The organism is Planomonospora sp. ID91781 (assembly GCF_015711595.1).
GTDB lineage: Bacteria > Actinomycetota > Actinomycetes > Streptosporangiales > Streptosporangiaceae > Planomonospora > Planomonospora parontospora.
This window is the reverse complement of the sequence record NZ_JABTEY010000003.1, coordinates 411,584-437,816: the sequence shown is the minus strand read 5'-3', so window position 1 is coordinate 437,816 and position 26,233 is coordinate 411,584. Positions and strand designations below refer to the sequence as shown.

Annotated in this window: 22 protein-coding genes and 3 tRNA genes; 14 read left to right on the top strand and 11 right to left on the bottom strand. The window is 72.3% G+C overall.

Annotated features, from left to right (window positions below; genetic code table 11):
• Nucleotides 1-57: 57 nt before the first annotated feature.
• From HS048_RS32305 to HS048_RS32295, 3 genes are read left to right on the top strand one after another with little or no spacing between them, the layout of a single operon-like run.
• A complete protein-coding gene (locus HS048_RS32305; RefSeq protein ID WP_196469770.1) occupies nucleotides 58-633 on the top strand; it encodes a PadR family transcriptional regulator in 576 nt (191 codons plus the stop codon).
• Nucleotides 633-1,337: an ABC transporter ATP-binding protein gene (locus HS048_RS32300; RefSeq protein WP_068897610.1), complete on the top strand. Its 705-nt coding sequence runs from the start codon at nucleotides 633-635 to the stop codon at nucleotides 1,335-1,337. Before HS048_RS32305 ends, HS048_RS32300 begins: the two co-directional genes overlap by 1 nt.
• Nucleotides 1,334-3,991 carry an FtsX-like permease family protein gene (locus HS048_RS32295; protein ID WP_230882406.1) on the top strand — a complete coding sequence of 886 codons (2,658 nt, stop codon included), beginning with the start codon at nucleotides 1,334-1,336 and terminating at the stop codon, nucleotides 3,989-3,991. The genes HS048_RS32300 and HS048_RS32295 overlap by 4 nt, the downstream gene beginning before the upstream one ends.
• Nucleotides 3,992-4,082: 91 nt before the next feature.
• Here HS048_RS32295 and HS048_RS32290 read toward each other — a convergent pair whose 3' ends face one another.
• From HS048_RS32290 to HS048_RS32280, 3 genes are all read right to left on the bottom strand, one after another.
• A complete protein-coding gene (locus tag HS048_RS32290) occupies nucleotides 4,083-4,835 on the bottom strand; it encodes a class I SAM-dependent methyltransferase (RefSeq protein WP_068897608.1) in 753 nt (250 codons plus the stop codon).
• On the bottom strand, nucleotides 4,832-4,975 hold the full coding sequence (locus tag HS048_RS32285) for a hypothetical protein (protein WP_196469769.1): 144 nt from the start codon (nucleotides 4,973-4,975) through the stop codon (nucleotides 4,832-4,834). The genes HS048_RS32290 and HS048_RS32285 overlap by 4 nt, the downstream gene beginning before the upstream one ends.
• A gap of 198 nt (nucleotides 4,976-5,173) precedes the next feature.
• Nucleotides 5,174-6,166, bottom strand: coding sequence for a hypothetical protein (locus tag HS048_RS32280; RefSeq protein ID WP_068897607.1), 993 nt, complete (start codon nucleotides 6,164-6,166; stop codon nucleotides 5,174-5,176).
• A 236-nt stretch (nucleotides 6,167-6,402) separates the two neighbouring features.
• On the opposite strand from HS048_RS32280, the gene serA reads away from it, so the two are divergent.
• The 3 genes from serA to HS048_RS32265 all read left to right on the top strand — a co-directional run bounded on the left by serA (nucleotide 6,403) and on the right by HS048_RS32265 (nucleotide 10,935).
• Nucleotides 6,403-7,992 (top strand): phosphoglycerate dehydrogenase, encoded by a 1,590-nt coding sequence (gene serA, locus HS048_RS32275; RefSeq protein WP_068897606.1) that lies wholly within the window; start codon nucleotides 6,403-6,405, stop codon nucleotides 7,990-7,992.
• 603 nt (nucleotides 7,993-8,595) lie between these two features.
• The gene (locus tag HS048_RS32270; protein WP_196469768.1) at nucleotides 8,596-9,642 is read left to right on the top strand and encodes a 3-isopropylmalate dehydrogenase; all 1,047 of its coding nucleotides are present in this window, start codon (nucleotides 8,596-8,598) and stop codon (nucleotides 9,640-9,642) included.
• Between the two features lie 195 nt (nucleotides 9,643-9,837).
• Entirely contained in the window at nucleotides 9,838-10,935 is a 1,098-nt protein-coding gene (locus tag HS048_RS32265) for a branched-chain amino acid aminotransferase (RefSeq protein ID WP_153054279.1), read from the top strand.
• 187 nt (nucleotides 10,936-11,122) lie between these two features.
• Here HS048_RS32265 and HS048_RS32260 read toward each other — a convergent pair whose 3' ends face one another.
• Both HS048_RS32260 and HS048_RS32255 read right to left on the bottom strand, forming a co-directional pair.
• Entirely contained in the window at nucleotides 11,123-11,737 is a 615-nt protein-coding gene (locus HS048_RS32260) for a Uma2 family endonuclease (RefSeq protein ID WP_189238661.1), read from the bottom strand.
• A gap of 103 nt (nucleotides 11,738-11,840) precedes the next feature.
• Complete coding sequence (locus tag HS048_RS32255; protein ID WP_068897602.1) at nucleotides 11,841-12,494, bottom strand: O-methyltransferase; 654 nt, start codon at nucleotides 12,492-12,494, stop codon at nucleotides 11,841-11,843.
• 277 nt (nucleotides 12,495-12,771) lie between these two features.
• Between HS048_RS32255 and cimA the strand changes: the two genes are divergently transcribed.
• Nucleotides 12,772-14,349, top strand: coding sequence for a citramalate synthase (gene cimA / locus HS048_RS32250; RefSeq protein WP_068897601.1), 1,578 nt, complete (start codon nucleotides 12,772-12,774; stop codon nucleotides 14,347-14,349).
• A 136-nt stretch (nucleotides 14,350-14,485) separates the two neighbouring features.
• Here the strand turns inward: cimA and HS048_RS32245 are convergent, their stop codons facing one another.
• From HS048_RS32245 to HS048_RS32235, 3 genes are all read right to left on the bottom strand, one after another.
• Nucleotides 14,486-16,177 carry a heparinase II/III family protein gene (locus HS048_RS32245; protein ID WP_196469767.1) on the bottom strand — a complete coding sequence of 564 codons (1,692 nt, stop codon included), beginning with the start codon at nucleotides 16,175-16,177 and terminating at the stop codon, nucleotides 14,486-14,488.
• A gap of 229 nt (nucleotides 16,178-16,406) precedes the next feature.
• Nucleotides 16,407-17,015, bottom strand: coding sequence for a cysteine hydrolase family protein (locus HS048_RS32240; RefSeq protein WP_196469766.1), 609 nt, complete (start codon nucleotides 17,013-17,015; stop codon nucleotides 16,407-16,409).
• Between the two features lie 44 nt (nucleotides 17,016-17,059).
• Nucleotides 17,060-18,253, bottom strand: a complete 1,194-nt coding sequence (locus tag HS048_RS32235) for a helix-turn-helix domain-containing protein (protein ID WP_196469765.1) — start codon at nucleotides 18,251-18,253, stop codon at nucleotides 17,060-17,062.
• A 71-nt stretch (nucleotides 18,254-18,324) separates the two neighbouring features.
• Between HS048_RS32235 and HS048_RS32230 the strand changes: the two genes are divergently transcribed.
• Nucleotides 18,325-18,921: a cyanamide hydratase gene (locus HS048_RS32230; protein WP_068897806.1), complete on the top strand. Its 597-nt coding sequence runs from the start codon at nucleotides 18,325-18,327 to the stop codon at nucleotides 18,919-18,921.
• Nucleotides 18,922-19,048: 127 nt separating this feature from the next.
• Here the strand turns inward: HS048_RS32230 and HS048_RS32225 are convergent, their stop codons facing one another.
• Nucleotides 19,049-19,462: an antibiotic biosynthesis monooxygenase gene (locus tag HS048_RS32225; protein ID WP_196469764.1), complete on the bottom strand. Its 414-nt coding sequence runs from the start codon at nucleotides 19,460-19,462 to the stop codon at nucleotides 19,049-19,051.
• A 162-nt stretch (nucleotides 19,463-19,624) separates the two neighbouring features.
• Between HS048_RS32225 and HS048_RS32220 the strand changes: the two genes are divergently transcribed.
• The gene (locus tag HS048_RS32220; protein WP_068897597.1) at nucleotides 19,625-20,398 is read left to right on the top strand and encodes a fumarylacetoacetate hydrolase family protein; all 774 of its coding nucleotides are present in this window, start codon (nucleotides 19,625-19,627) and stop codon (nucleotides 20,396-20,398) included.
• A complete protein-coding gene (gene gltX / locus HS048_RS32215; RefSeq protein WP_084008387.1) occupies nucleotides 20,395-21,762 on the top strand; it encodes a glutamate--tRNA ligase in 1,368 nt (455 codons plus the stop codon). Before HS048_RS32220 ends, gltX begins: the two co-directional genes overlap by 4 nt.
• Here the strand turns inward: gltX and HS048_RS32210 are convergent.
• Entirely contained in the window at nucleotides 21,656-23,056 is a 1,401-nt protein-coding gene (locus tag HS048_RS32210) for an MATE family efflux transporter (protein WP_196469763.1), read from the bottom strand. The two genes, gltX and HS048_RS32210, sit on opposite strands and share 107 nt — an antisense overlap.
• Before the next feature lie 49 nt (nucleotides 23,057-23,105).
• Between HS048_RS32210 and HS048_RS32205 the strand changes: the two genes are divergently transcribed.
• Nucleotides 23,106-23,642 carry a PadR family transcriptional regulator gene (locus HS048_RS32205; protein WP_189238671.1) on the top strand — a complete coding sequence of 179 codons (537 nt, stop codon included), beginning with the start codon at nucleotides 23,106-23,108 and terminating at the stop codon, nucleotides 23,640-23,642.
• Between the two features lie 60 nt (nucleotides 23,643-23,702).
• Here the strand turns inward: HS048_RS32205 and HS048_RS32200 are convergent, their stop codons facing one another.
• Entirely contained in the window at nucleotides 23,703-25,709 is a 2,007-nt protein-coding gene (locus tag HS048_RS32200) for a M3 family metallopeptidase (RefSeq protein ID WP_068897593.1), read from the bottom strand.
• Between the two features lie 177 nt (nucleotides 25,710-25,886).
• On the opposite strand from HS048_RS32200, the gene HS048_RS32195 reads away from it, so the two are divergent.
• From HS048_RS32195 to HS048_RS32185, 3 genes are all read left to right on the top strand, one after another.
• A tRNA-Gln gene (locus HS048_RS32195) sits at nucleotides 25,887-25,958 on the top strand.
• Nucleotides 25,959-26,021: 63 nt separating this feature from the next.
• Nucleotides 26,022-26,097, top strand: a tRNA-Glu gene (locus HS048_RS32190).
• A gap of 15 nt (nucleotides 26,098-26,112) precedes the next feature.
• Nucleotides 26,113-26,185, top strand: a tRNA-Glu gene (locus tag HS048_RS32185).
• Nucleotides 26,186-26,233: the final 48 nt, after the last annotated feature.

The following is a 26,233-nucleotide window of genomic DNA, read 5'->3' as shown; positions in this document are numbered from 1 at the left end:
ATGCGGATCCCCACCCTCGGTTGCCGTGACCATACCGAGTATGCATACTCAGTATCCATGGCGATCCGACAAGGGCTGCTCGCCCTGCTGAGCCAGGGGCCCCGCTACGGCTACCAGTTGCGTTCCGAGTTCGAGGCGTCGACGGGGGCGATCTGGCCGCTCAACATCGGCCAGGTCTACACGACGCTCGCGCGCCTGGAACGCGACGGCCTGGTCGCCCCCGGCGAGCAGGACGCCCAGGGCCGGGTCGTCTACACGATCACCGAGGCCGGCCGGGCCGAGATGGAGCGATGGCTGAGCACCCCCGTCGCCCGGTCCGACCGGCCCCGGGACGAACTGGTCGTCAAGCTGGCCATGGCGGTCGCGGCCGGCGCCGATCCGCGCCCGGTGATCCGGGCCCAGCGCACCGCGACCATGCGCGCGCTGCAGGAGCTCACCCGGGCCATGGCGGGTGCCGAGGGCCCGGCCCAGCGGCTGGTGCTCGACTCGATGATCTTCCAGGCCGAGGCGGAGCAGCGCTGGCTCGACCACTGCGAGGCCGTGCTCGCGGCCTCCCCCCGCACGCAGGAGACGCCGGAGTCCACCCGCTCCCCGGAGCCGGGATCCGGGCCCGCCCCAGACGAGGAGTTCTGATGAGTTTCGACCCGGTCGTACGGCTCGCGGACGTCACCCGCGTCCACGGCGACGGCCCGCAGGCCGTACCCGCGCTGCGCGGGGTGAGCCTGGACGTCGCCGCCGGAGAGCTGGTCGCGGTGATGGGACCGTCGGGGTCCGGCAAGTCGACCCTGCTGAACCTGGCCGGCGGGCTGGACGCGCCCACCTCGGGCGAGGTGACCGTCGAGGGCACGCCGCTGTCCGGGCTGTCCGCCAAGGAGCTCGCGGCGCTGCGCCGCAGGCGCGTCGGCTACGTCTTCCAGGACCTCAACCTGATCCCGTCGCTGACCGCCGCAGAGAACGTGATGCTCCCGCGCGAGCTGGACGGCGTGCGGGCGCGGCAGGCCCGGAGCGAGGCCGCGGAGATCCTCGCCGAGATCGGGATCACCGAGCCCGGCCGCTTCCCCGACGAGCTCTCCGGCGGCCAGCGGCAGCGGGTCGCCATCGCCCGCGCCCTCGTCGGCGAGCGGCGGCTGGTCCTGGCCGACGAGCCCACCGGTGCGCTGGACACCCCCACCGGCGACGACGTCCTGCGCCTGCTGCGCACCCGCTGCGACGCCGGCGCGGCCGTGCTGCTGGTCACCCACGAGCCGCGCTACGCCGCCTGGGCCGACCGGGTGGTCTTCCTGCGCGACGGCGAGATCGCCGACTCCACCGCCGCGTCCCTGGAGAGCGCCCGATGAGCGCCGGTCGGATGGAGAAGACCACCCGCTCCCCGCTGGCCGCCCTCCGCGCCGCCCTGCGGATCTCCCGCCGCGACGCCCTGCGGGCGAAGGGGCGCAGCGCCCTGATCATGACCATGATCGGTCTGCCCGTGCTCGTCGTCACCGCGATGCTGACCCTCCTGGCGACCGCCGACGTCGATCCCCGCGAGGGCCGCACTGCGGAACTCGGCACGGCCGACGCCCGCATCAGGACGACCGGATTCCAGACAGACGTGTACCAGGACGTCACGGGTAGGGGCTGGGCCGTTTCCGGGGAGGCCGTCCCCTCGACACGGCCGCGGTCGGCGGCGGAGGTGGCGGGGCTCCTGGAGCCTGGGACGCGGCTGCTGCCGCTGAACGAGGGCGACGTCGAGCTCCGGACGCCGGAGGGCTACGAGCAGGTGAACGCCGGCGAGGTGGACCTGCGCGACCCGCTGGCGGCGGGCCTGTACCGCCTGCTGGAGGGACGGCTGCCCGCCTCCTCCGAGGAGGTCGTGATCACCGCCGGGATGCGGGAGAGGGGGGCCCGGCTCGGCGCGACGCTGGCGGTGACGCGGCAGGATCGGCCGGTACGGATCGTCGGCGTGGTCGAGCATCCGCACTGGACCGATCAGGCGGAGATCGTGGGCCTCCCCGGGGCGCTGCTGCCGGGCGAGCGCAACGGCAGGGGGACCGGCTGGCTGGCGGACACCCCCGGCCCGGTCACCTGGGCGCAGGTGCAGAGGCTGAACGCGGCAGGGCTGCTCGCCCACTCCCGCGCCGTCGCGGAGGACCCGCCCGCCAGCACCGCGCCGTACGCCGAGTCGTCCTACGTGGACGTGGAACGGGTCGCGGGGATCGGCCTGACCGGGGTCATGGTCGTACTGGAGGTGGTGCTGCTGGCCGGACCCGCCTTCGCGGTGGGGCTCCGCCGCCGCCGCCGGGAGCTCGCGCTGCTCGCCGCGCAGGGCGGCTCCCCGGGGCGGCTGCGTACGGTGGTGCTCGCCGACGGCCTCGTCCTCGGCGGCGGGGCGGCGGTGCTGGGCCTCGTCCTCGGGGTCGGCCTCGCCGCCCTGTCCGCGGCGCTGGAGGCGGGACGACTGATCGGAAGAGTCGGTCCGCTGGACGTCCCCTGGCCGTGGATCGCGGCCGTCGCCGTGCTGGGCATGGCCAGTGGGCTGGCCGCCGCCGTGGTGCCCGCCGTGCAGGCCGCCCGCCAGAACCCGGCGGCTGTGCTGGGTGGGCGCAGGAGCGACGCCCGCGACCGGGCCGGCCGTCCCGTGCTGGGCGTCGTCCTGCTCGCCGCGGGCGTCGCGGCGGTCTTCCTGGCCGTCAGGTTCAGTGAGGTATGGGTCTTCGCCGCGGCCCTGCTCTCCCAGCTCGGGCTGATCGCGCTGACGCCCCGGCTGGTCAGGACCGCCGTGGGCCTGGCGGGCCGCCTCCCGCTCCCGTTCCGCCTGGCCGCCCGGGACGCCTCCCGGAACGGGGTCCGAACGGCGTCGGCCGTGGCGGCGGTGATGACCGCGACCGCCGCGTTCACCGCGGGAGGAGTCGCGATGAGCAGCGACTTCGCCGAGAGCAGGGACTCCTACCAGGCGGCGGTTCCGGCCGGGACCCTGACGGTCGGTGGCGGGCGACTGGACGACGGCGCCTGGGCCGAGGTCGAGGAGGCCACCCGGCGGCGGCTGCCCGGGGTGCCGCTCATCGAGGCCGCCGCCGTGCGGGACGCCGGCGGGCAGGACATGGCGCTGTACATCAGGCCCCCGTCCGGCCGCACGCCGTACGTCGAGGGGGACCACGGAGACCTCCCGATCGGGGACGAGCGGCTGCTCCGCCTCGTCCAGGGCAGGCACGACCCGGTGGCCGCGGAGGCGCTGACCTCGGGAAGGGCCGTGGTGTTCGACCCGGGACTGCTCCGGGACGGGCGGCTGAGGATGAAAGCCGTCCCCCGCGGGGAGGGCGGGCAGCGCGAGATCGAGGTGTCCGCGGTCGTCGCGGAGGCCGTGAACCCCCGGCACGCCCTCGTGGTGCTGCCCCCCTCCGCCGTCCGCGCGGCCGGGTTGACGACCGTGCCGCGCAGGCTCTACGCCGACCTGGGCACCCGGTCGTTCTCCCCGGAGCAGGAGATCCGGTTCGCGAGGGACCTCTCGGCGGTCTCGGCCGGCCAGGCGAATGCCCACCTCGAGCGGGGGTTCACGGACGACTACCTCGCCGCCCAGCTCTGGATCCTGCTGGGAGCGGCGTTCGTCCTGGTGCTGGGCGGCACGTTCGTCGCCACCGGACTGGCCGCGGCCGACCTGCGGCCCGACCTGGCGACCATGGCCGCCGTCGGCGCGCCACCGGGCACCCGCAGACTCGTCGTCGCCGGGCAGGCGGGGTTCGTCGCCGGTCTCGGCGTGCTGGTCGGGACCTTGGCCGGGGTGGTGACAGGCATCGGCGCGGCCTGGCCGATGACGGCCTCGATGCGCGGTTACGACGTCTTCCTGGCCGGGAACCCGGGCGGCGGACTGCCGCCGCTGCCGGAGGGCGCGCCGACGGTCGAGCTGCCCTGGCTCTTCCTCGCGGCGGTGGTGGCCGGTCTGCCGGTGCTCGCCGCGGCGGTCGCCGCCCTGTTCGCCCGGACGAAGGTGACGCTCACCCGCCGGATCGCCTGACCCCGGCCCGGTCCTCCGCCGACGAGCCGGGGGAGGACCGGGCCGTACGGCGCACGGCGTCGGGCGGGGCCGGAGGCACCGGGGGCACGGCCTACGGCAGGGTGATTCGGATCTTGGACTGCTTGTGCGGGAGCTCCTCCCAGTCGTCCATGAACTTGGCCGTCAGGCCGTACCGGGCGGCCAGGTTCACCAGCGTCTCGGTCCGGTAGTAGAAGTCCTCGCGCAGCACCTGGTGCTCGCGGCCCTCGGTCCGGTCGAAGGTGAAGTCGAACCAGCCGCCCGGCCGCATGACGCGGCCCACGTGGGCGAAGCACTCCTCGATCACGTGCAGCGGGGAGTGGGAGAAGACGCTGTGCGCGTGGACCACGTCGAAGTGGGCGTCGGGCAGGAACTCCAGCTTCAGGTCCCGGACCGGGGTCAGGTGCGGGAGCTTGTCGCGCAGGCCGTACTCGACGAGGGTCCTCTGGGCGGCGACGAGGATGTCGGGGGAGATGTCGATGCCGTAGTAGCCGCCGGTGTCGAGGTGGTCGATGAACAGACGGCCGGCGCGCAGGTTGCCGCAGCCGATCTCCAGCATCCGGTGCTCGGGGCGCAGGCCGTGCCCGACCAGGTAGTCGAACTGCATCCGGCCGAGGGCGAGCCAGCGCTCGTGCGACTTGCTGCCCACCGCCGCCTCGGGGTTGCGCGCCGTGTCCGACTTCATCACGGCCCGGTAGTAGCTGACGTGGTCGCTGGTGCGCAGCCGGAACCAGGTGTCCCGGGCCAGCCTCCGCACGTGCGGGACGATCCGGTCCGGATGCCGTACGGCATAGCGCAGCTGATGGATCGGGTTGGAACGGGTCATCTCTGCTGAACCTCCGCGAGCCGGTGCTTGCAGGTCGTCGGCGCCGCGGTGAAGCTGATCACCGCGGGGACGGCGGCCTGGCCTGCCGGGGAGCGCGCGGCGCCCGCCGGGCCGCTGAACGGCCAGACCCGCAAGGGCATGGTTACCAGAACCCCGCGGGGCGGAGCCGTCAGCGGCGGTCCGGGAGCGTCCGGGACGTACGCCGCGAAGTACGGCACGGCGACCCGCCGCGCGGGCGCGCAGGTCCATCGCGTTCCCCGCCCCGGAGAGCCCCGGAGAGCCCCGGAGAGCCGCCGGAGGCGCCCCGGGGCGTCACGGAGACCCGATGGAGGCCGCGGTCAGTCCCGTACGTCGGCGCAGACCACGTGGGCGCCGACCTCGATCATGCGCTGCTCGCTGCGCGCGTCGGCGACCCGCGCCATGAGGATCGGCGCGTCGCTCGCCGCCAGCTGGGGCAGCCGGGCCCGCACCATGCGGTGCAGGTCGCGCACCACGTCCTCGGCCGCGGACATGTGCACCTTGACGTGGAGCATGATCCCGGGAGCCCCCGAGGCGGTCCGGGCCTCGGAGATCCACACGTGGTGGATGAGCGGGAAGTCGGCGAGGAGCTGGGCGATCGCCACGCGCAGCGCGGGCAGGATCGGGTGGGCGCACCGCTTGTAGCCGGGGTCGACCATCTGCATCGGCCCCGACAGGTGGGGCCGCGGCGCGGGGATCCACGGCTGGGCGGAGGCCGCGGGCACCGGAGTGGTCATCGGCCGGGCCGGAGGGAGCGGCCGGCTCGGGGGCGCAGGCGGGCTCGGCGAGAGCGGAGGGGTGGGCGAGGCCAGCGGGCTCATCGGACCGGCCGGGGCCAGCGGGGCCGCCGAACCCACCGGACCGGCCGAACCGGCCGAGCTCACCGCCGAGGCGCGGCTGACCGTCGCCATCGCCCCGGTCGCGTAGGCGGTCGGGGTCGTGCCCGACAGCGCCGGTGCGGGACCGGGGCGGGTGGAGCGCAGGTACCGCAGGAGGTCCTCGATCGGTACGGCCGCGGCCGTGGGCCCGGCGGCGTCGATCACGATCTCGCGCACGCCCGTGACGCGCTGGATGTCGAGGATGGTGTCGGCGTCGCAGTCCGACAGGGAGTGGCTGCCGCCGTGCCGTGCGTAGGTGCCCGCCGAGGTGTATCCGAGCAGCACCCGGTCACCGGCCTGCGTCGTCCCGAGGACGACGGAGCGGTCCGGTCGCACGGCGACGAGGAGCCCCCCTTCGGCAAGCGCGGCCAGCAGCCGGTGCGGGCCGCCGTGCTGCGCGAGCACATCGCCGAGAGCGGGGTTGCCGATGCTCATATGACGAACGATAGGTAGAGGACCACGGCTTATGAGGGTAATCGTGAAGATTTATCGCAGCAATACCAAGTTGAAGGTTCCATGCATGAGATTCGGGGGGATTGGGTACCAGTCTCCGCCCGCAGGCCGGGGGTGATCTCCGTCTCGGATCGCGGGACACTCGTGAACACGTTCACAAGCGTCGATAGACTGCGTGAGATCCGGTGCAGCCCTCCCCGTCTCGTAAGGAACCACCAGTGAACAAGCCCGTCGTACTGGTCGCAGAGGAACTCTCCGAGGCCGGTCTCGCGGTCCTGGGCGCGGACTTCGAGGTCCGTCACACCGACGGCGCCGACCGCGCCCAGTTCCTGCCCGCCCTCGCCGACGTGGACGCGCTCATCGTGCGCAGCGCCACCCAGGTGGACGCCGAAGCCATCGCGCACGCGCCCCGGCTCCGCGTCGTCGCCCGCGCGGGCGTCGGCCTGGACAACGTGGACGTGGAGGCCGCGACCAAGGCCGGCGTCATGGTCGTCAACGCGCCGACCTCCAACATCACCAGCGCCGCCGAGCACACCGTCGCGCTGATCCTCGCCTCCGCCCGCAACGTCGCCCAGGCGCACTCCGCGCTCAAGGGCGGCGAGTGGAAGCGCTCGAAGTACACCGGCGTGGAGCTCGACGAGAAGGTCGTCGCGATCCTCGGCCTCGGCAAGATCGGCCAGCTGGTCGCCCAGCGCCTGCAGCCGTTCGGCGTCGAACTGATCGCCTACGACCCCTACCTGCAGCCGGCCCGCGCCGCGCAGATGGGCGTGCGCCTGGTCTCGCTGGAGGAGGCCCTGCGCGAGGCCGACTTCATCACCGTGCACCTGCCGAAGTCCAAGGAGACGATCGGCCTCATCGGTGACAAGGAGCTGCACCTGGTCAAGCCGTCGGTCCGCCTGATCAACGTGGCCCGCGGCGGCATCATCGACGAGGGCGCCCTGTACTCCGCGATCAAGGAGGGCCGCGTCGCCGGCGCCGGCATCGACGTGTTCCCCAAGGAGCCCGTCACCGACAGCCCGCTGTTCGAGCTGGACCAGGTGGTCGTCACCCCGCACCTGGGCGCCTCCACCCACGAGGCCCAGGAGAAGGCCGGCACCCAGGTCGCGCGGAGCGTGAAGCTGGCCCTGGCGGGCGAGTTCGTGCCGGACGCGGTCAACGTCCAGGGCGGCGCCGTCGCCGAGGACGTCAAGCCGGGCCTGCCGCTGGCCGAGAAGCTCGGCCGCGTGTTCACCGCCCTGGCCGGCGAGGTCGCCACCAGGCTCGACGTCGAGGTCCGCGGCGAGATCGCCGCCCAGGACGTCCGGGTGCTGGAGCTGGCCGCGCTCAAGGGCGTCTTCACCGACGTGGTCGAGGACTCCGTCACCTACGTCAACGCCCCGCTCCTGGCCAAGGACCGCGGCGTGACGGTGGAGCTGGTCACCGGCTCGGAGAGCCCCGACTGGCGCAACGTGGTGACCGTCCGCGGCGTCCTGGCCGACGGCCGCACGGTCTCGGTCTCGGGCACCCTGTCCGGCCCGCGGCAGATCACGAAGATCGTCGAGGTCAACGGCTACCAGATCGAGATCGAGCCGACCGACCACCTGTCGTTCCTCACCTACTCCGACCGCCCCGGCGTCGTCGGCGTCGTCGGCCGCATCCTGGGCGACCACGGCATCAACATCGCCTCCATGCAGGTGGCGCGGCACGCCAAGGGCGGCAAGGCGCTCATCGCGCTGACTGTCGACACCGCCATCCCGGCCGACGTCGTCGAGCAGATCGTCGCCGAGATCGGCGCCGAGGGCGGCCGCACGGTCGACCTGGCCGACTAGCGGCCCCGCCCGCGGCGACCGGCGGACCGCACCCGCGGCGACGCTCTCCGAGACGGCCGCCGTCCCTCGTCCGAGGGGCGGCGGCCGTCTCAGCATGTGGGAAGTCCGTACGGCGGGCGAGACGGCATCGCGGTGACCAGGTAGTCTGGGATGAAATACGCCAGGTTCTCGTCGTCCTCACCTGTCACGGCGGAGCCTGAGGGGCAGGCCGGCGGCCCGCCGCGCTGCGGTGGCGCCTCCCGGCGACGGGCCCCTCGTCGCCGGTCCGCGATCCGGACCCGCGACCCCAGGCCCGGTCCGGGGCCGCGATCGGCACCTCCGGACCCCCTCCCCCTGGTCCCGTGCCGCTTTCCGTACGACCGAGATGAGAGTCGCCATGTACGACATGTATCCCTGGAACCGTCCCGAGGACGCCAAGGAGGAGGCCGCCGAGGCTCTCCAGGCGGCGCTGGACCGCCGCGACAACGGCGGCGCGCCGAACCGCTGACCGGGCGGGGACGCCGCCCCGATCACCCCGATCGCTCCGATCTGCCCTGGACACACGAAGTGTCCGATTGGTGAGACCGTTGTCCGAGTACCGGGACGGACCGGTAAGGTGCCCTCATGGATTCGCGTAACATCCGCCTGGCGGTCATCCCGGGTGACGGGATCGGGACCGAAGTCGTCGCCGAAGGCCTGAAGGTCCTCGAAGCGGTCGGGGGGAAGGTGGAGACCACCACCTACGACCTCGGCGCCAAGCGCTACCACGAGACCGGTGAGACCCTCCCGGACACGGTCCTGGACGAGCTGCGCGGCTACGACGCGATCCTGCTCGGCGCGATCGGCGACCCCAGCGTGCCCCCGGGCGTCCTGGAGCGCGACCTGCTGCTCCGGCTCCGCTTCGACCTCGACCACTACGTCAACCTCCGCCCGGTCAAGCTCTTCCCCGGTGTGGAGACCCCGCTGGGCGGGGTCCGCCCGGAGGAGATCGACATGGTCGTCGTGCGGGAGGGCACCGAGGGCCTGTACGCCGGGGCCGGCGGCGTGCTGCGCCGCGGCACCCCGCACGAGATCGCCACCCAGGAGTCGGTGAACACCGCCCACGGCGTCGAGCGCGTGGTCCGCTACGCCTTCGACAAGGCGCTCTCCCGCCCCCGCAGGAAGCTGACGCTGGTCCACAAGACCAACGTGCTGACCTACGCGGGCGACCTGTGGGCCCGCACCGTCGACCGCGTCAGCCTGGAGTACCCCGACGTCGAGACCGACTACTGCCACATCGACGCGGCCTCGATGTTCTTCGTCAACCAGCCGCAGCGGTTCGACGTGATCGTCACCGACAACCTCTTCGGCGACATCATCACCGACATCGGCGCGGCGATCGCCGGCGGCATCGGCCTGGCCGCCAGCGGCAACATCAACCCCGAGCGCACCGCGCCGAGCATGTTCGAGCCGGTCCACGGCAGCGCCCCCGACATCGCCGGGCAGGGCAAGGCCGACCCCACCGCCACGATCCTGTCGGTCGCCATGCTCCTGGACCACCTGGGCCTGGCCGAGGAGGCCGCCCGGGTCGAGCAGGCCGTCGCCGACGACCTGGTCGAGCGGCAGACCGGCTGGAGCGGCCGGACCACCCAGGAGATCGGCGACGACATCACCGCCCGAGTAGCCGGCTGAGGAAGCCGCCCACCCCGACCCCAGACGCGCCCGGCGGCTCCCAGCGAGCCGCCGGGCGCGTCTTCGTGTCCGCGGCCCCTTCCGCCGGTCCCGCCTCCTGCCGATCACCGGTCGGAATGCAGTAGTTTCCCGTTACCCGGTCCGTCGCAGAATGGACTAAAGGGTAGACCCGCCACAAAGAGAAGGATCTCCGTCATGACCACCGCTCAGAAGCTCGGCTTCGACGTGCAGCTCTCCGACCACGCGCGCACCGCGGCAGAGCGGGAGCGGGTAATGGAGAGTCCCGGGTTCGGGCAGGTCTTCACCGACCACATGATCTCGATCGACTACACCGAGGGAGAGGGCTGGCACGACGCGCGGCTCACGCCGTACGGCCCGCTGACCCTGGACCCGGCGACCTCGGTCTTCCACTACGCCCAGGAGCTCTTCGAGGGCCTCAAGGCCTACCGGCAGCCGAGCAGCGGGGCGATCGTCTCCTTCCGGCCGTACGCCAACGCGGCCCGCTTCAACGCCTCCGCGTTGCGCATGGCCATGCCCGAGCTGCCCGAGGAGACGTTCGTCGAGTCGCTGGAGCTGCTCGTCCAGACCGACCGCGAGTGGGTGCCGACCACCGAGGGGCACAGCCTCTACCTGCGGCCCTTCATGATCGCCACGCAGCCCGCGCTCGGCGTGAACTACCCGTCGAGGAACTACCGGTACATGGTGATCGCCTCCCCGGCCGCCGCCTACTTCGGCGCCAGCAAGGCGGTCTCGGTCTGGCTCTCCACGGAGTACACCCGCGCGGCCCCCGGCGGCACCGGCTTCGCCAAGTGCGGCGGCAACTACGCGGCGGCCTTCGTGGCCCAGCGCCAGGCCGTCGAGCAGGGCTGCGACCAGGTGGTCTGGCTGGACGCGAACGAGCACCGCTACGTCGAGGAGATGGGCGGGATGAACCTGTTCTTCGTCTACGGCGACCGCCTGCTCACCCCGGCGCTCACCGGCACGCTGCTGCCGGGCATCACCCGCGACTCGATCCTCACCCTGGCCGGCAGCCTCGGCCTCACCGCCGAGGAGGGCCGCATCTCGATCGAGGAGTGGCAGGCGGGCTGCGAGTCGGGCGAGCTCACCGAGGTCTTCGCCTGCGGCACCGCGGCGGTCGTCACCCCGGTCGGCTCGGTCAAGGGCGCCGACCGCGCCTGGACGGTCGGCGACGGCACTCCGGGCCCGGTCACCCGCCGCATCCGCGAGGAGCTCACCGGCATCCAGTACGGCACCCGCCCCGACGCGCACGGCTGGGTCCACAAGATCTGCTGACCGGCGTTCTCGGTCCAGAACCGTCGGGGCCGGGTCAGGAACCCATCAGGATATGGTCTGGGCCCTCCCGGATTCCGGACCGCGTCCGATGGGTGGTCGCGGGCCGGCCCCGTTGACGGGTCGGCCCACCTCGCAGAGGAGCGCGCCTGTTCCCACCGTCCCACCCGGGCTTCTCCATGCAGCGGTCCTACTCTTCGATCAGCGTGCCCGTGTCGATCGTGAAGTTCCACGGCGCGGGCAACTCCAGCAGTCCGCCGATCGGTATTTCGAGTCGTTGGCGGTACCCCGTTTGACTGGGGTGGCTGAGCAGCCGGGTAACGCGCTTGAAGGGATCGATGACGAGATAGAGGGGAACGCCCGCAAGCGCGCAGTTCCTCGGCTTCGTCACGTGGTCGTCTTCGACGCTGCTGGGAGAGACGACCTCGACGACGAGAAGGGTCTCGTTGCCCCACACGTTCTCGTCGTCCCACATCTTCGGGCCGGGCGGGACGACGGTGATGTCCGGCCGGTAGCGATCCAGCTGAGGATGAAGGAAGATCTTGATGTCCTGCCAGATCTTCCACCCTCGCTTGGTCAGTAGGGGGATGAGCTGAATCGTCAGCTGGTAAATGATGTCTGCGTGACCGGATGTGGGCAACTCCCTCACCACGATCCGACCGTTGATGATTTCGACCTTCCGGTCATGGTGTCGTTCGCAGTCCTCCCGGTAGAGGCGCTCCAGTTCGGCGCGTGCGTATCTCTCCGGTGTGACGGTGTGCTCTCTCCGTGGTGAGGCGGTGTGTTCGCGCAGGACTTTGGCCATGGGTCCATCATCCCCTCCTGATGGGCGGACGCAGTGTGTTTGACACGCTGCATAAAGTAACGGCAAAGTCTGCCGTCCACCCGGAGGTCGGGGAAACTTCTCGTCAGTGCTTTCGAATCATGGTCAGGCCGTCGGCCATGGGGAGCATGATCGAGGTGCTCCGGGGGTCGGCCATGACCAGGTCGTTGAACTCGCGCATCACCTGGGTGGTCTCGTCGCGCTCGTTGGGATGGGCGACCCGGCCGCTCCACAGGGTGTTGTCGACGAGGATCACCCCGCCCGGCGCCAGGACGGACATCAGGATCTCGTAGTAGACCGGGTAGCCGGGCTTGTCGGCGTCGATGAAGGCCAGGTCGACGGGCGGGCCGCCGGTCAGCTCGCGCAGCCGCACCTCGGCCGGGCCGAGCCGCAGTTCGATGCGGTCGGCGACGCCGGCCTTCTCCCAGTAGCGGCGGGCCACCGCGGTCCACTCCTCGCTGGCGTCGAAGCAGGTCAACCGGCCGCCGGGGGCCAGGCCGCGGGCCAGGCAGACAGAGGAGTAACCGGTGAAGGTGCCGACCTCCACCGCGTTCCGGGCGGCGGAGATCTGGGCGATCATGGTGAGGAAGCGGCCCTGGTCGGGGGCGATCTGCATGTTCGCCCGCTCGCCCATGAGCTCGCGCGTCTCCAGGGCCAGGGCGTCCAGCAGCTCGTCGGGCCGGGCGGTGTGCGCGAGCAGATACTGCCCGACGGCCGGTTCGAGGTAAGTCGCCTTCATCCGGCCATTCTCGCTGGCCGGAGTCGATCTCCCGGGGCGGGGCCCCTTCCGCGGGGCTGTGCCGTACGTCTCGTATCCCGAGATCAATGTGTCAGATGGTGGCCGCGTGTGGCAGACTTCGGAGCATCATGTTCTACGGTCTGCTCATTATCGGCAGGCGCGCTGGCTGAAAAGGGACACCGCCAGCGCGCAGACCTCTCACGTCCGTGAGGGGTCTTTTTGCTTTCCGGGGCCGGACGGGCGCGCGGCGATCATCGCACCGCGAAGGAGATCCTCAATGACCGACGACCGCTTCCACGTCTACGACACGACGCTCCGCGACGGGGCGCAGCAGGAGGGCCTCAACCTGACGGTGGCCGACAAGCTGGCCATCGCGCGGCACCTGGACGGCCTGGGCGTCGGGTTCATCGAGGGCGGCTGGCCCGGCGCGAACCCCAAGGACACCGAATTCTTCCGGCGGGCTCGGACCGAGCTCGACCTGAAGCACGCGCAGCTCGCCGCGTTCGGCGCGACCCGCCGGGCCGGGGTGAAGGCGGCCGACGACCCACTGGTCGCCGCACTGCGCGAATCCGGCGCGCCGGTCGTGACCCTCGTCGCCAAGAGTCACGACCGGCACGTCGAGCTGGCCCTGCGCACCACTCTGGAGGAGAACCTCGCGATGATCCGCGACACGGTCTCCCACCTCCGGGCGGAGGGCCAGCGGGTCTTCCTCGACGCCGAGCACTTCTTCGACGGCTACAAGTCCAACCCGGCCTACGCGCTGGAGGTCCTGCGGACCGCCGCGGAGGCGGGCGCGTCGGTGATCGCGCTCTGCGACACCAACGGCGGCATGCTCCCCGACGAGCTCGCCGAGGTCGTCCACGAGGCGGTCGGCACCGGCGCCCGCGTCGGCATCCACTGCCACGACGACACCGGCTGCGCGGTGGCCAACACGCTGGCCGCGGTCAAGGCCGGCGCCACCCACGTGCAGGGCTGCGCCAACGGGTACGGCGAGCGCTCCGGCAACGCCAACCTGTTCACCGTGGTGGCCAACCTCCAGCTCAAGCGGGGCTTCGACCTCGTACCGCGGGAGGCGCTGGCCGACATGACCCGCATCGCGCACGCGATCACCGAGGTGACCAACGTCACCCCGAACTCCCACGCGCCCTACGTCGGCGTCTCCGCCTTCGCGCACAAGGCCGGGCTGCACGCCAGCGCGATCAAGGTCGACCCCAACCTCTACCAGCACATCGACCCGGCGCAGGTCGGCAACGACATGCGGATGCTCGTCTCCGACATGGCCGGGCGCGCCTCGGTCGAGCTCAAGGGCCGCGAGCTGGGCTACGAGCTGTCGCCCGAGACCTCGCGCGACCTGGTGGACCGGGTCAAGGACCTGGAGTCGCGGGGCTACACGTTCGAGGCGGCCGACGCCTCCTTCGAGCTGCTGCTCCGCGACACCGTGGCGGGCGAGCGGCGCCGGCACTTCGCGGTCGAGTCCTGGCGGGTCATCGTCGAGCGCACGCGCGGCGGCGAGCTGGTCAGCGAGGCCACGGTCAAGCTGCACGCCAAGGGCGAGCGGATCGTCGCCACCGGAGAGGGCAACGGCCCGGTCAACGCGCTGGACCGGGCGGTGCGGGCGGGACTGGAGCGGCTCTACCCGGAGCTGGCCGGGGTCGAGCTGATCGACTTCAAGGTGCGGATCCTCGAGGGCACGCACGGCACCGACGCGATCACGCGCGTGCTGATCACCTCCAGCGACGCGACCGCCGAATGGGCGACCGTGGGCGTCGACGAGAACATCATCGAGGCCTCCTGGCAGGCCCTGGAGCAGGCCGTCACCTACGGCCTGCTGCGCGCGGGGCACGAGGCGGGCTGAGCGCCGGGGCGGTGCGGGCGGGGTACGGCGCGGCCGTGCCCCGCCCGCACCGCGCGTCAGGAGGTGGTCGCCCGGCCGGCGGCCTCGGAGGAGGGCACGTCAGGGGAGGCCCGCCCGGCCGGCCTTGGAGGACATGTCAGGAGAGGTCCGCGCGACCGGCCTTGAAGGAGACCGAGCCGTCGGAGGTCTCCAGCCGGACCCTGCCGCCGGAGCACGAGACCGAGGGCCGGTCGGTGCCGGGCACCACCACGGTCAGCAGCGCGCCCGCGACGGCGGGGGAGACGACCGCGGGGGCGGCCTCCTTCTTCAGGTAGGCGGTGGAGACCCAGCCCTGGTAAGGGCTGCTCGCGCCGCGGACGACCTTCTGGCCGCCGACCGGCGTGCAGGCCGGCATCGCCAGCTGGACCAGCGTCGCCTTCCAGCCCGTCCTGTCCTTGACGACGACCCGGCCGCCCCCCTCGGAGACCACCGACAGTCCCGGGGCGAAGTGCCACAGGTTGCCGACCTTCGAGCCCTTGGGCACCGTGTCGAGGACGGCCATCACGTCCTCGCCGTGGTTGACCAGGACCGAGCGGGTGCGCGGCACGCCGTACGCCCTGTCGGTGAGGCGGAAGCTCTGCCGGTCCCCGCCGATCGACGACCTGCTCAGGGCCGTGGCGGTCCGGGGGCGGAAGCGGGCGCCGGCCACGACCGGCACGTTGTGCGCCTCGGGGGACATCGTCCAGCGGCGGTAGCCGCTGTTCTCGTAGGAGTGGAAGCCCGCGTCGACCAGGACGTCGCGGCCCTGGGCGTAGTAGGTGACGCCCAGGTGGTCCTCGTGGCCGTGGTACCTGGTGCCCGGGCCGAACCGGATGGAGTAGAACGCCGCCTCCGGCTTGTCCCAGGCGGTCCGGCCGTAGACGTAGCCGTTGCCGTACACCTTCACGGTCTTCTTCGGGCTGTCGTAGCCGACCGGGCGGACGTCGGCGCCGCCGTCCCCGATCGGCACCATGAAGCCGTTGGGCTGGGTGGAGTGGGCGACGAAGTCCTTGAGCGACTCCCAGCGCTTCTCGATCGACGGGGGCACCTTCCGGCCGCACTCCTTGATGTCGTCCATGGCCACCTTGAGCCGGTCGTGGACGTAGGTCGCGTAGCGGGGCGCCTGCTCGCGCAGCGCGCCCTGGGAGTCGACGTCGAGGTCGACGGTCTCGGTCAGGCGGCGGATCGCCAGGGAGGACCACTCGTCGCGCCTGTAGCGGCAGCCGATGCCGAGCAGTGCGATGTCCTGGTCGATGCCGTGGTTGTGGCCCTTCTCGTACAGCCTGGGGTCGGAGAGCATCGAGGCGTGCTCGGCCAGGCTCCTGGTCAGCCAGGACTCGCCGACGTGCTTGCTCAGGCAGACCAGCGCGGGGGCGCGCAGCGCGATCGGGTGCTCCTGCCAGGCGTACGGGCTCCCCCCGCCGCGGCGGGGGTTGTCCGCCACCCAGTCCTTGGCGATCTCGGTGGCACGGGTCAGGTAGGCCTTGTCCCCGTTGGTCTCGTAGTCGGCGACCAGGCGGCCCATCCAGCGCAGGGAGTGGAAGACCATGCTCCAGGAGCGGTTGCGGTAGGGGTCGGTCCGCCAGTCGACGTCCTTGCCCACCTTGACCGCGGGCAGGCCGAGGAACTCCACCTGCCCGGCCATGATGTCCGACGACGTCGGGGTCGCGGGCAGCCAGTCGCCCTGGCACTCGGCCGTGCGTTTGACCGCGGTGCCGTCGGCGCCGGCGGTCTGGGCGGTGCCGACCATCGCGCCGCAGGTCAGCAGGAGGGCGGTGGGGAGTACGAGTGCTCGTGTGCGGCGGCGCACGCCAGTTCCTTCCGGGCCGAGTGAAGAGGGCGGATCAAGCTGACCGAATCCCACCAAACCGGTCAAGCGGGGGTGCCCTCTTCCAGCACATCGTTAGCAACCAGATGCACAGGGGCGGTTTACCGGGCCCCGGCCCAGGTCGGGGCCGGGGCCCGGCCGGGGATCGGGGCAGGAACCGGGGCCCGGGCAGGGGCCGGGTCGGACGACCGGCCGCGGCCCACGTCGCGGCTCACGCGGTGGTTCGGCGGGTGCTCGCCCAGATGCCGGTCAGCGGCAGCGGCTCACCCGCCCGCACCGCGGCGGTCCAGTCGGCGGTGGTGGCCACCGAGGCGAAGTTGGAGTCCATCACCACCAGCACGTGCTCGTGGACCTGCCGGGCGGTCAGGCTCCCCGCCCGGTTCGACAGCGCGACCGTGCCGGTGGCGTCCGCGAGGAACTCCACGGACAGGCCCCGGTGGAAGGCGTCGCGGGCGGTCGACTCGTCGCAGTTCTGGGTCATGTACCCGGCGACGGTCAGCGTGTCGACCCCGCGCGCCTCCAGCCACTCCCCGAGATCCGTCCCGGTGAAGGCCGAGGCCCTCGCCTTGTCCACCAGATGGTCGTACGGCCTGCCCGCCACCTCCTCGCGCAGCTCCCACCCGTGCCCGCCGGAGGCGAAGATCGGCGACGAGGCCGGGGCGGTGTGCCGGACCACGACCACCGGGACGCCGTGCGCGCGGGCGGTGTCCATCGCGGTCAGGACGTTGGCCAGGCTCTCCTCGCGCGGCGGGTGGGCGATCGGCAGGGCGCCGGTGAAGTACTCGTTCTGGACGTCGATGACGATGAGGGCTCGTTTCACGCGTCCAGCCTCGCGGTGCGGGCCGGTCCCGGGTGAGCGCCGGCTCAGCCGACCACCGAGAGATTCGCGCCAATCGCGTGACCGGTGCGCTCCGGGCCGTCCGCTCCGTCCGCCCCGTCCGGGCCGAAGGCCTCCCGGTAGGCGGTGGGGGAGACCCCCACCTGGCGGCGGAAGTGGGGCCGCAGCGCCACCGCGGAGGCGAAGCCCGATCTGCGGGCCACCTGCTCGACCGGCTCGGCGGTCGTCTCCAGCAGCCGCCGGGCGTGCAGGACGCGCTGGTGGAGCAGCCACTGGGCGGGCGTGGTCCCGGTGGCCCGGCGGAAGCGCCGGTCGAAGGTGCGGCGGCTCATCAGCGCCCGGGCCGCGAGGGCGTCCACGCTCAGCTCCCGGTCCAGGTGGCGCAGGGCCCAGTCGAGGACGTCGCCGAACGGGTCGCCGGCGGCCGGGGCCGGGACGGGGTGGTCGATGTACTGGGCCTGGCCGCCGGCCCGGTGCGGCGGCGTGACGAGGCTCCTGGCGATGGTGTTGGCCACCTGCGTGCCGTACGCGCGGCGGACCAGGTGCAGGCAGAGGTCGATGCCGCCGGTGCTGCCCGCCGAGGTGAGGATGTCCCCCTCGTCCACGTAGAGCACGTCGGGCCGGACCTCGACGCGCGGGTACGCCGAGGCGAGGAGTCCCGCGTAGCGCCAGTGCGTGGTGGCCGGACGCCCGTCCAGCAGCCCGGTGGCCGCCAGCACGAACGTGCCGAGGCACAGGGAGACGACCGTCGCGCCCCTGCCGTGGGCCCGGCGCAGCGACTCCAGCGCCTCCGGCGACGGCGGGCGGCCCGCGGACGGGTTGCGCCAGGTCGGCACGATCACCAGGTCGGCGTCGTCGACGGCGTCCAGGGCGTACGGCGCGGCGAGGGTCATGCCGGCGTCCGTGCGCACCGGGCCCCCCTCCGCGGCCACCGCCCGGACGTCGAACTCGGGCATGCCCTCCCGCCGCTCGCCGAAGACCGCGATCGGCACCGACGCCTCGAAGAGGGGGATCTGGTCGAAGAGCAGCACCGCGACGGTCGAGAAGCCCGTGGGGAGGGGCGCCGCCGCGGGGAGGGGGGCTGCGGGCGGGGCCGCGGAGAGATCCGCCGTGGGCGGGTCCGCGGGCCGGTCCGCGGGGAGGTCCGCCGTGGGCGGGTCCGCGGAGGAGGGGCCCGTGCCGGGAGGGCCCGGGGGGAAGAGCGCTGCCGGAGAACCCATGGCGGGATCCTATCGACGGATGGCCTCCCGGCCGCTCGCCCGGTTCCGCGCGGGCGGACATGCTGGTCGGCATGAGACTCGCCGACATCACGGTCCCCGACACCGCCGCCTGCCGCGCCGCACTGGAGACGGCCGAGGCCTACTGCTCGCCCTCCCTGCTGAACCACTCGGTCCGGGCCTACCTGTGGGCGGCGGCCTACGCGCAGGCCCGTGACATCGCCTTCGACGCCGAGCTGCTGTACGTCTCGTCGATGTTCCACGACATCGGGCTGGTGGCGGAGTTCGACAGCCACACGGTCCCGTTCGAGGAGGCCGGGGGCCACGTCGCGTGGGTGTTCGCCGCGGGCGCGGGCTGGCCGGTCGAGCGCCGCAGGCGCGCCTCGGAGGTGGTCGTGCGGCACATGTGGGCCGAGGTGGACGTCGCCGCCGACCCCGAGGGGCACCTGCTGGAGCTCTCCACCGGCCTGGACATCTCCGGGCGGCGGCCGGAGGACTGGCCCGCCGGCCTGCGGGCCGAGGTGCTGGAGCGCCACCCCCGGCTGGAGATCGGCAAGGAGTTCGCCGCCTGCATCAAGGCGCAGGGGGAGCGCAAGCCGGAGAGCCTGGCCGGGGAGTTCGTCCGCAACGGCGTCGTCGGCCGCATCCAGGCCAACCCGCTGGACCGCTGACCTCCCGCCCGTCGGCCTCCCGCCTGCCTCCCGCCCGCCGGCCGACCGGCTCCGGCTCAGGCTCCGGTCACCGCCCGCCCCGCCGCCGGTCTCCCCACCGGGTACGGCCGGCGGCGGGGCTCCGTGCTCAGGCCTTGGGCCCGGCGCTCTGCACGACCTCGAACGACCACACCTCGGCCCCCGAGGCGGCGGGGCCGCCGTGGCCGTGGCCGTGTCCTTGAGCCTGTCCTTGAGCCTGTCCGTGGGCCTGCTCGTGCCCGTGGCCCTGTCCGTGCCCGTGGCCCTGCGCGCCGGCCTCGGCCGCGGCCTGGGCGTGGCCCCGCTGGAACGCCTGGCTCTCGGTCCAGCGCTTGAAGTCCTCCTCGGACCGCCAGCGCGTGTAGACCAGGTAGCGATCGGTGCCGTCGACCGGGCGGAGCAGCTCGAACCACTCGAACCCGTCGGCCGACTCCACGATCCCGGCCCGGTTGGAGAACCGGCGCTCCAGTTCCTCGCGCATCTCCGCGGGCACGGTGAGCACGTTCATCTTCACAACCGACATGCGGGCTCCTTTCAGGACGTCTTCTCCGGTCACCCTACGATCTCCGCCCCGGGGGCCGGGGAACCGCTCCGGCGGGCGTGGCGGGGCGGGCCCCGGGCCGGAGCCGGGCCGTACCCGGCGGGGGCGGTCCGGCGGGACCTCGACCGCGACTAGCCTTGTGGGGTGCGTATAGCGAGGTTCTCCACAGGTGACGGTGTCGGATTCGGGGTGGTCGAGGGCGGCCCCGGCGAGGAGTTCGTCTCCGGGATCTCCGGGCACCCCTTCGGCCCGATCCAGTTCACCGGCGAGCGGCACGCGCTCTCCCAGGTCAAGCTGCTCGCACCCATGCTGCCCAGCAAGGTCGTCGCCATCGGCAAGAACTACGCCGAGCACGCCCGCGAGATGGGCGGGGAGGTCCCCGACGAGCCGCTGGTGTTCCTGAAGCCGTCCACCTCGGTGATCGGCCCGTCGGAGGCCGTCGCCTACCCGGTCGGGCTCTCCCGGCGGGTCGACTTCGAGGGCGAGCTGGCGGTGGTCATCGGCAGGCTCTGCCGGGAGGTGCCCGTCGAGCGGGCGCACGAGGTCGTCTTCGGCTACACCTGCGCCAACGACGTCACCGCCCGCGACCTGCAGAAGAAGGACGTGCAGTTCACCCGGGCCAAGGGCTTCGACACCTTCTGCCCGCTCGGCCCGTGGATCCAGACCGAGCTCGACCCGGCCGACCTGGGCATCACCACGAAGGTGAACGGCGAGGTACGGCAGAGCTCGCGCACATCCAAGCTCATGTACGACATCCCCGCGCTGATCGCGCACGTGAGCGCGGTCATGACCCTGATCCCCGGCGACGTCATCCTGACCGGGACGCCCGAGGGGGTCGGGCCGCTCGAGATCGGCGACGAGGTCAGCGTCAGCATCGAAGGTATCGGCACTCTCAGCAACCGGGTGGTCTCGCGATGATCAGGGTTCGTTTCGCTCCTTCGCCGACCGGCATGTTCCACGTCGGCGGCGCCCGCTCGGCACTGTTCAACTGGGCCCTGGCCGAGCAGTCCGGGGGCCGCTTCGTCCTGCGCATCGAGGACACCGACGCGGCGCGCAACCGGCCCGAGTGGACCGAGGGCATCCTGTCCGCGCTGGCCTGGATCGGCATCAGCGGCGACAACCCGGTCTTCGAGGGCCCGTACTTCCAGTCGGAGAACGAGCCGCAGCACCGCGAGGCCGTGGCCAAGCTGCTCGCCGACGGCAAGGCCTACTACTGCGACTGCACCCGCGAGCTGCTCCAGGAGCGCACCGGTTCCGAGCACAAGGGCTACGACGGCTTCTGCCGCGACCGGGCCCTGTCCGCGGGCGCGGTCCGCTTCCGGACCCCCGACGAGGGCGTCACGGTCGTGGACGACGTGATCCGCGGCCGGGTGGAGTTCCCGAACGACGCGCAGGAGGACTTCGTCATCGCGCGCAGCGACGGCTCCCCGCTGTACGTCCTGGCCAACGCCGTCGACGACATCACCCAGGGCATCACCCACGTGGTCCGCGGCGAGGAGCACCTGGCCAACGCCCAGCGCCAGCAGCTGCTCTGGCCCGCGCTCGGCGCGAACCCGCCGGTCTGGGCGCACCTGCCGGTGATCGTCAACGAGCAGCGCAAGAAGCTCTCCAAGCGCCGGGACAAGGTGGCCCTGGAGTCCTACCGCGACGAGGGCTACCTGGCCGAGGCGATGGTCAACTACCTGATGCTGCTCGGCTGGGGTCCCGGCGAGGACCGGGAGATCATGCCCTGGGCGGAGATGGTGCCGCTGTTCAGGCTGGAGGACGTCAACTCGGCGAACGCGTTCTTCGACGAGAAGAAGCTGCGTGCCTTCAACGGCGAGTACATCCGGGCCCTGCCGCCGGAGGAGTTCGCCGCGCGCTGCGAGCCCTGGCTCGACCCGAGCTGGGACCGGGGGCTGTTCGCCAGGGTCGCGCCGCTGGCGCAGACCCGCATCGCGGTCCTGTCGGAGATCACCGCCAACGTGGACTTCCTCTTCCTGGACGAGCCGGTCTTCGACCAGGCGTCGTGGGACAAGGCGATGAAGAACTCCCCGGAGGAGATCCTCAGCGGCTACCTCGCCCGGCTGGAGACGGCGGACATGGACCCCGAGTCGCTGAAGACCGCGCTGGAGGAGGTCGGCGCCGAGCACGGGCTCAAGCTCGGCAAGGCCCAGGCCCCGGTCCGGGTGGCGGTCACCGGGCGGACGGTCGGCCTGCCGCTGTTCGAGTCGATCGAGGCCCTCGGCCGGGAGCGCTCGATCGAGCGCCTGCGCGCGGCGCTGACGCGACTGCGAGGCTGAGCGCGGCCCCGGCCGCCATCGACAGCCAGACGCCGGTCGCCCCGAGCACGGAGCCGAGGAGGGCGGCGAGGGGCAGCTGGACCGCGAAGCCCGCCAGCGTGGCGGCGAGCAGCCGGTTGCCCCTGCCCTCGGCCTGGAGCACGCCGCCCAGCGCGATCAGGCCGCCGAACGGGACGAGATAGAGCGTCATCCAGCGCAGGAAGTCCACGGCCGCGGCGGCCACGGCGGGGTCGCCGGTGAACAGGCCCGCCGCGGGCGCCGCGACCGCGTTGAGCACGGCGGCGACCGCCGCCCCGGTGGCCAGGCCGTACCGGAGCACCGGTCCGGCCCGGCCGGTGCGGGCGGTGCGGATCATCGCGGCCTGGCGGAGCGCGTAGAAGGCCATCACCCCCGCCAGCATGATCTTCATGCCGATGCCGTACCCGGCCAGCGCCGCAACCCCGAGCCCGCCCACGATGTCGACCATGAGCAGGCCGGCCAGAGCCCTGGCCAGGAAGTCGCCGGACATGGGTAGGCCGGTGCGGAGGATCTCCACGGCGTGCGCGCGGGCCGGGGGCTCCGGCTCCGCGGGTCCGGTGGCTTCCCGGCCCGCGGTTGCCCGCTCCGCGGGTCCGGTGGCTTCCCGGCCCGTGCCCATCTGCTCCGCGGCCCCCCCGGCCGCGGGCACGGGGGCGGCGCCGGACGTCCGCCGCAGGAGCAGGGTCAGGGAGACGGCGAGGGTGACCAGCCGGGCCAGCACGGTCGCCAGCGCCGCGCCGGGCACGCCCAGAGCCAGGCCGTAGATGAACAGCGGGTCGAGGGCGACCACCAGCGCGTTGCAGAGCAGCGCGTTGCGCATCGGGGTCCTGGTGTCCCCGAAGCCCTTGAAGATCCCGTCGGCGAGGGACTGGGCGTAGAAGACCGGGACCCCGGCCATGGAGACCAGGAGGAAGCCGGCGGTCAGGGCGGCCACGGTGGCGTCGTCGGTGAACAGGCCGGCGAGTGGCGCGCGGAGCAGCACCCCGGCGACGGCCACGGCGAGACCGGTCGCCGCGCACAGCAGCCACGCCGTACGGACGACCGGGGCGGTGGGCAGCCGGCCGTCGCGCCGGCCCACCAGGACGGTGGTTCCCGTGGTGACGGCGAGCACCACGCCCAGCACGAGGTTCTCCGCGCTGGTCGCGATCGTGACGGCGGCCACCGCCCGGTCGCCCAGTCCGGAGACCCAGAGCAGGTCGATCAGGCCTACCGCGACCACGGCGGTCAGCAGTTCCACGTAGACGGGCAGGGCGAGGCGGATCAGCGCCATGGTCATACCTCGATTCGATATAGCTCGTTTAGAGGTATAGCGTTACGATGCATCCATGGCAAGCGGCGATCTGACCCTGTCGATCCTGGGCCTGCTCGGCGAGGGGCCCAAACACGGCTACGAGCTCAAGGGCCGCATCCACCAGCTGAGCGGTCACCTCCGCCCGGTCAGCGACGGCGCGCTCTACCCCGCGATCGCCCGGCTGGAGAAGGCCGGGCTGCTGGAACGGCACGAGGAGGAGGGAGAGGCCGCCGCCCGCCGCCAGGTGCTCTCTCTGACGGACGCGGGCCGGGCCGAGCTGCTGCGGCGGCTCCGCGAGCCGGACGGGCTCGACATCAGCGACCAGACCCGGTTCTTCGGTCTGCTGACGTTCCTGTCGCAGCTTCCCGACCGCGCGGACCAGGCCCGGGTCCTCCGCCGCCGCCTCGACTTCCTCCAGACGCCCGCGAGCTTCTTCTACGCGGACGGCCGGCCGCAACGGGCCGAGGAGGTCTCCGACCCGTTCCACCGCGGCATGCTGCTGATCGCGCGGGCCACCGGCACCGCCGAGAAGCAGTGGCTGCGGGAGGCGATCGCAGCGCTGGAGTCGTGAAAGAGGTCAGGGGGAGGCGGGAGCCGCCTCCCCCGGGCCGGAGCGGCTCCCCGCCCCGGATCAGGCCAGCAGGCCCCGGCGCTCCAGCAGGGGCTCGATGCGCGGGTCGCGCCCGCGGAAGTCGCGGAAGGCGTCCATCACGTCCTTGGACCCGCCGACCGAGAGCAGCGTGGCGCGGAAGTGGTCGCCGTTCTCGCGCCTCAGGCCGCCGTTCTCCTTGAACCACTCGACGCTGTCGGCGTCGAGGACCTCGCTCCAGATGTAGGAGTAGTAGCCGGCGCTGTAGCCGCCCACGCCGGACGAGAAGATGTGCGCGAAGTAGTTCGTCCGGTAGCGGGGGCGGACCAGCTCCAGGGCGATCCCGGCGCGCTCCAGGGCCGCGGCCTCGAAGGCCTCGGGGTCCTCGACCGTCTCGCCCGGGGCGAGCCGGTGCCAGGCCCAGTCGAGCAGCGCCGCGGCGAGGTACTCCACGGTCGCGAAGCCCTGGTTGAACCTCTCCGCGGCCCGCATCTTCTCCAGCAGCTCCGCCGGGACGGGCTCGCCCGTCTCGTGGTGCCGGGCGAAGCCCTCCAGGATGGACGGCCAGGTCGCCCACATCTCGTTGACCTGCGAGGGGTACTCCACGAAGTCGCGGGGGACCGTGGTGCCGGAGACGCGCGGGAAGCGCACGTCGGAGAACAGGCCGTGCAGTGCGTGGCCGAACTCGTGGAAGGCGGTGTTGACCTCGTCGAAGGTCAGCAGCGTCGGGCCCTCCGCCGGCTTGGTGATGTTGAGGTTGTTCATCACCACGGGGAGCTCGCCGAAGAGGCGGGACTGGTCCACCAGGTTGTTCATCCACGCGCCGCCCCGCTTGGTGGGCCGCGCGTAGGGGTCGAAGACGAACAGGCCGAGCGGCGACCCGTCGGCGTCCGCGACCTCGTAGACCCGCACGTCGGGGTGGTAGCCGTCCAGGTCGGGCCGGTCGGTGAAGGTGACGCCGTACAGCTCGCCGGCCGCGCGGAAGACGCCGTCCCGCAGCACCCGGTCCAGCTCGAAGTAGGGGCGCAGCTCGGCGCCGTCGAAGTCGTAGCGGGCCTTGCGCACCTTCTCGGCGTAGAACGACCAGTCCCACGGCTCGATGGCGAACCCGGCCTGCTCGCTCAGCGCCTCGGCCTCCCGCCGGGCGTTGGCCACCGCCGGGCCCACCAGCTTGCCGAGCAGCTCCTCGACGGCGCCGGTGGTCTTGGCGGTCTGGTCGGCGACGGAGTAGGCCGCGTGGCTGGGGAAGCCGAGCAGGGCCGCCCGCTCGGCGCGGAGCGCCGCCATCCTGGCCGCGAGCCCGAAGTTCTCCGGCGCCCGGTTCACCGAGAGCTCGTACAGCCTCCTGCGGGTCCCGCGGTCGGTCAGCTCGGCCAGGGCCGGCTGGTTGGTGAAGTTGAGCAGCGGCAGGACGTACCGGCCGTCCTTCTCGATCGCCTTGATCGTGCTCTCGGCGAGCCCGTCCAGCTCCTTGGCGTCCTCGACGACCAGGGCCGAGGCGGTGGAGGCCGTCAGCAGGTTCTGGGAGAAGGCCGTGGCGAGCGTGGAGAGCTCCTCGTTGAGGGCCCTCAGCCGCTCCTGCTCGGTCTCCGACAGCTCGGCTCCGGCCCGGACGAAGTCCTCGCGGTACTTCTCCAGCAGCCAGGCCTCCTCGGGGTCGTCGGTGGAGACCTGCTTGAGCCGGGCGTAGAGCGCGCGGTCGAGGTGGATGGCGTCGGAGTGCTTGGTCAGCCGGGGGGCGATCTCCTTCTCGATCGCCCGGATGCCGTCGGTCGCGTCGGAGGAGGCGAGGCTGAAGAAGACGGTCGCAGTCCGCTTCAGGATCTGCCCGGAGCGTTCGAGGGCCTCGACGGTGTTGGCGAAGGTGGCGGGTTCGGTGCTGCCCGCGATCGCCGCCACCTCCTGCAGTTGCTCGGCCATGCCGCGCTCGAACGCGGGCAGGTAGTGCTCCTCGCGGATCTCGGCGAAGGGCGGCAGCCGGTAGGGCAGCGGGCTGGCGGTGAAGAAGGGGTTGGACGGGTTCACGGTCAAGGCGTGGGCTCCTCGCATACGGATCACGGCGGACGGATCTTCTGAGCAGCGTTACACAGACGGGCTCCGCCGGGCACTCCGGCGTCACGGGGTTGGGTTCCGGGCGGGCCGGGGACAATCGTTTTGGTCCTTGCACTCAAGGTGGGCTATTCTTTCGGAGTCGCCAGGGCGCTCCGAAAGGAAAGTCCGAAGCGGTGGGGTATGGTGTAATTGGCAGCACGACTGATTCTGGTTCAGTTAGTCTAGGTTCGAGTCCTGGTACCCCAGCTGCGATCTCCGCAAGGAGATCGCATGGATCCGGTCCCCTCCGGATCCGATGACAGTGCGTAGGGTCCCGTCGTCTAGTGGCCCAGGACGCCGCCCTCTCAAGGCGGTAGCGCCGGTTCGAATCCGGTCGGGACTACCACTGTCACATTTGCAAGGCTCCGTCGTCTAGTGGCCTAGGACGCCGCCCTCTCAAGGCGGTAGCGCCGGTTCGAATCCGGTCGGGGCTACATCGCAGGACCCCTGGAAGCATCGGCTTCCAGGGGTCCTCTGCATTT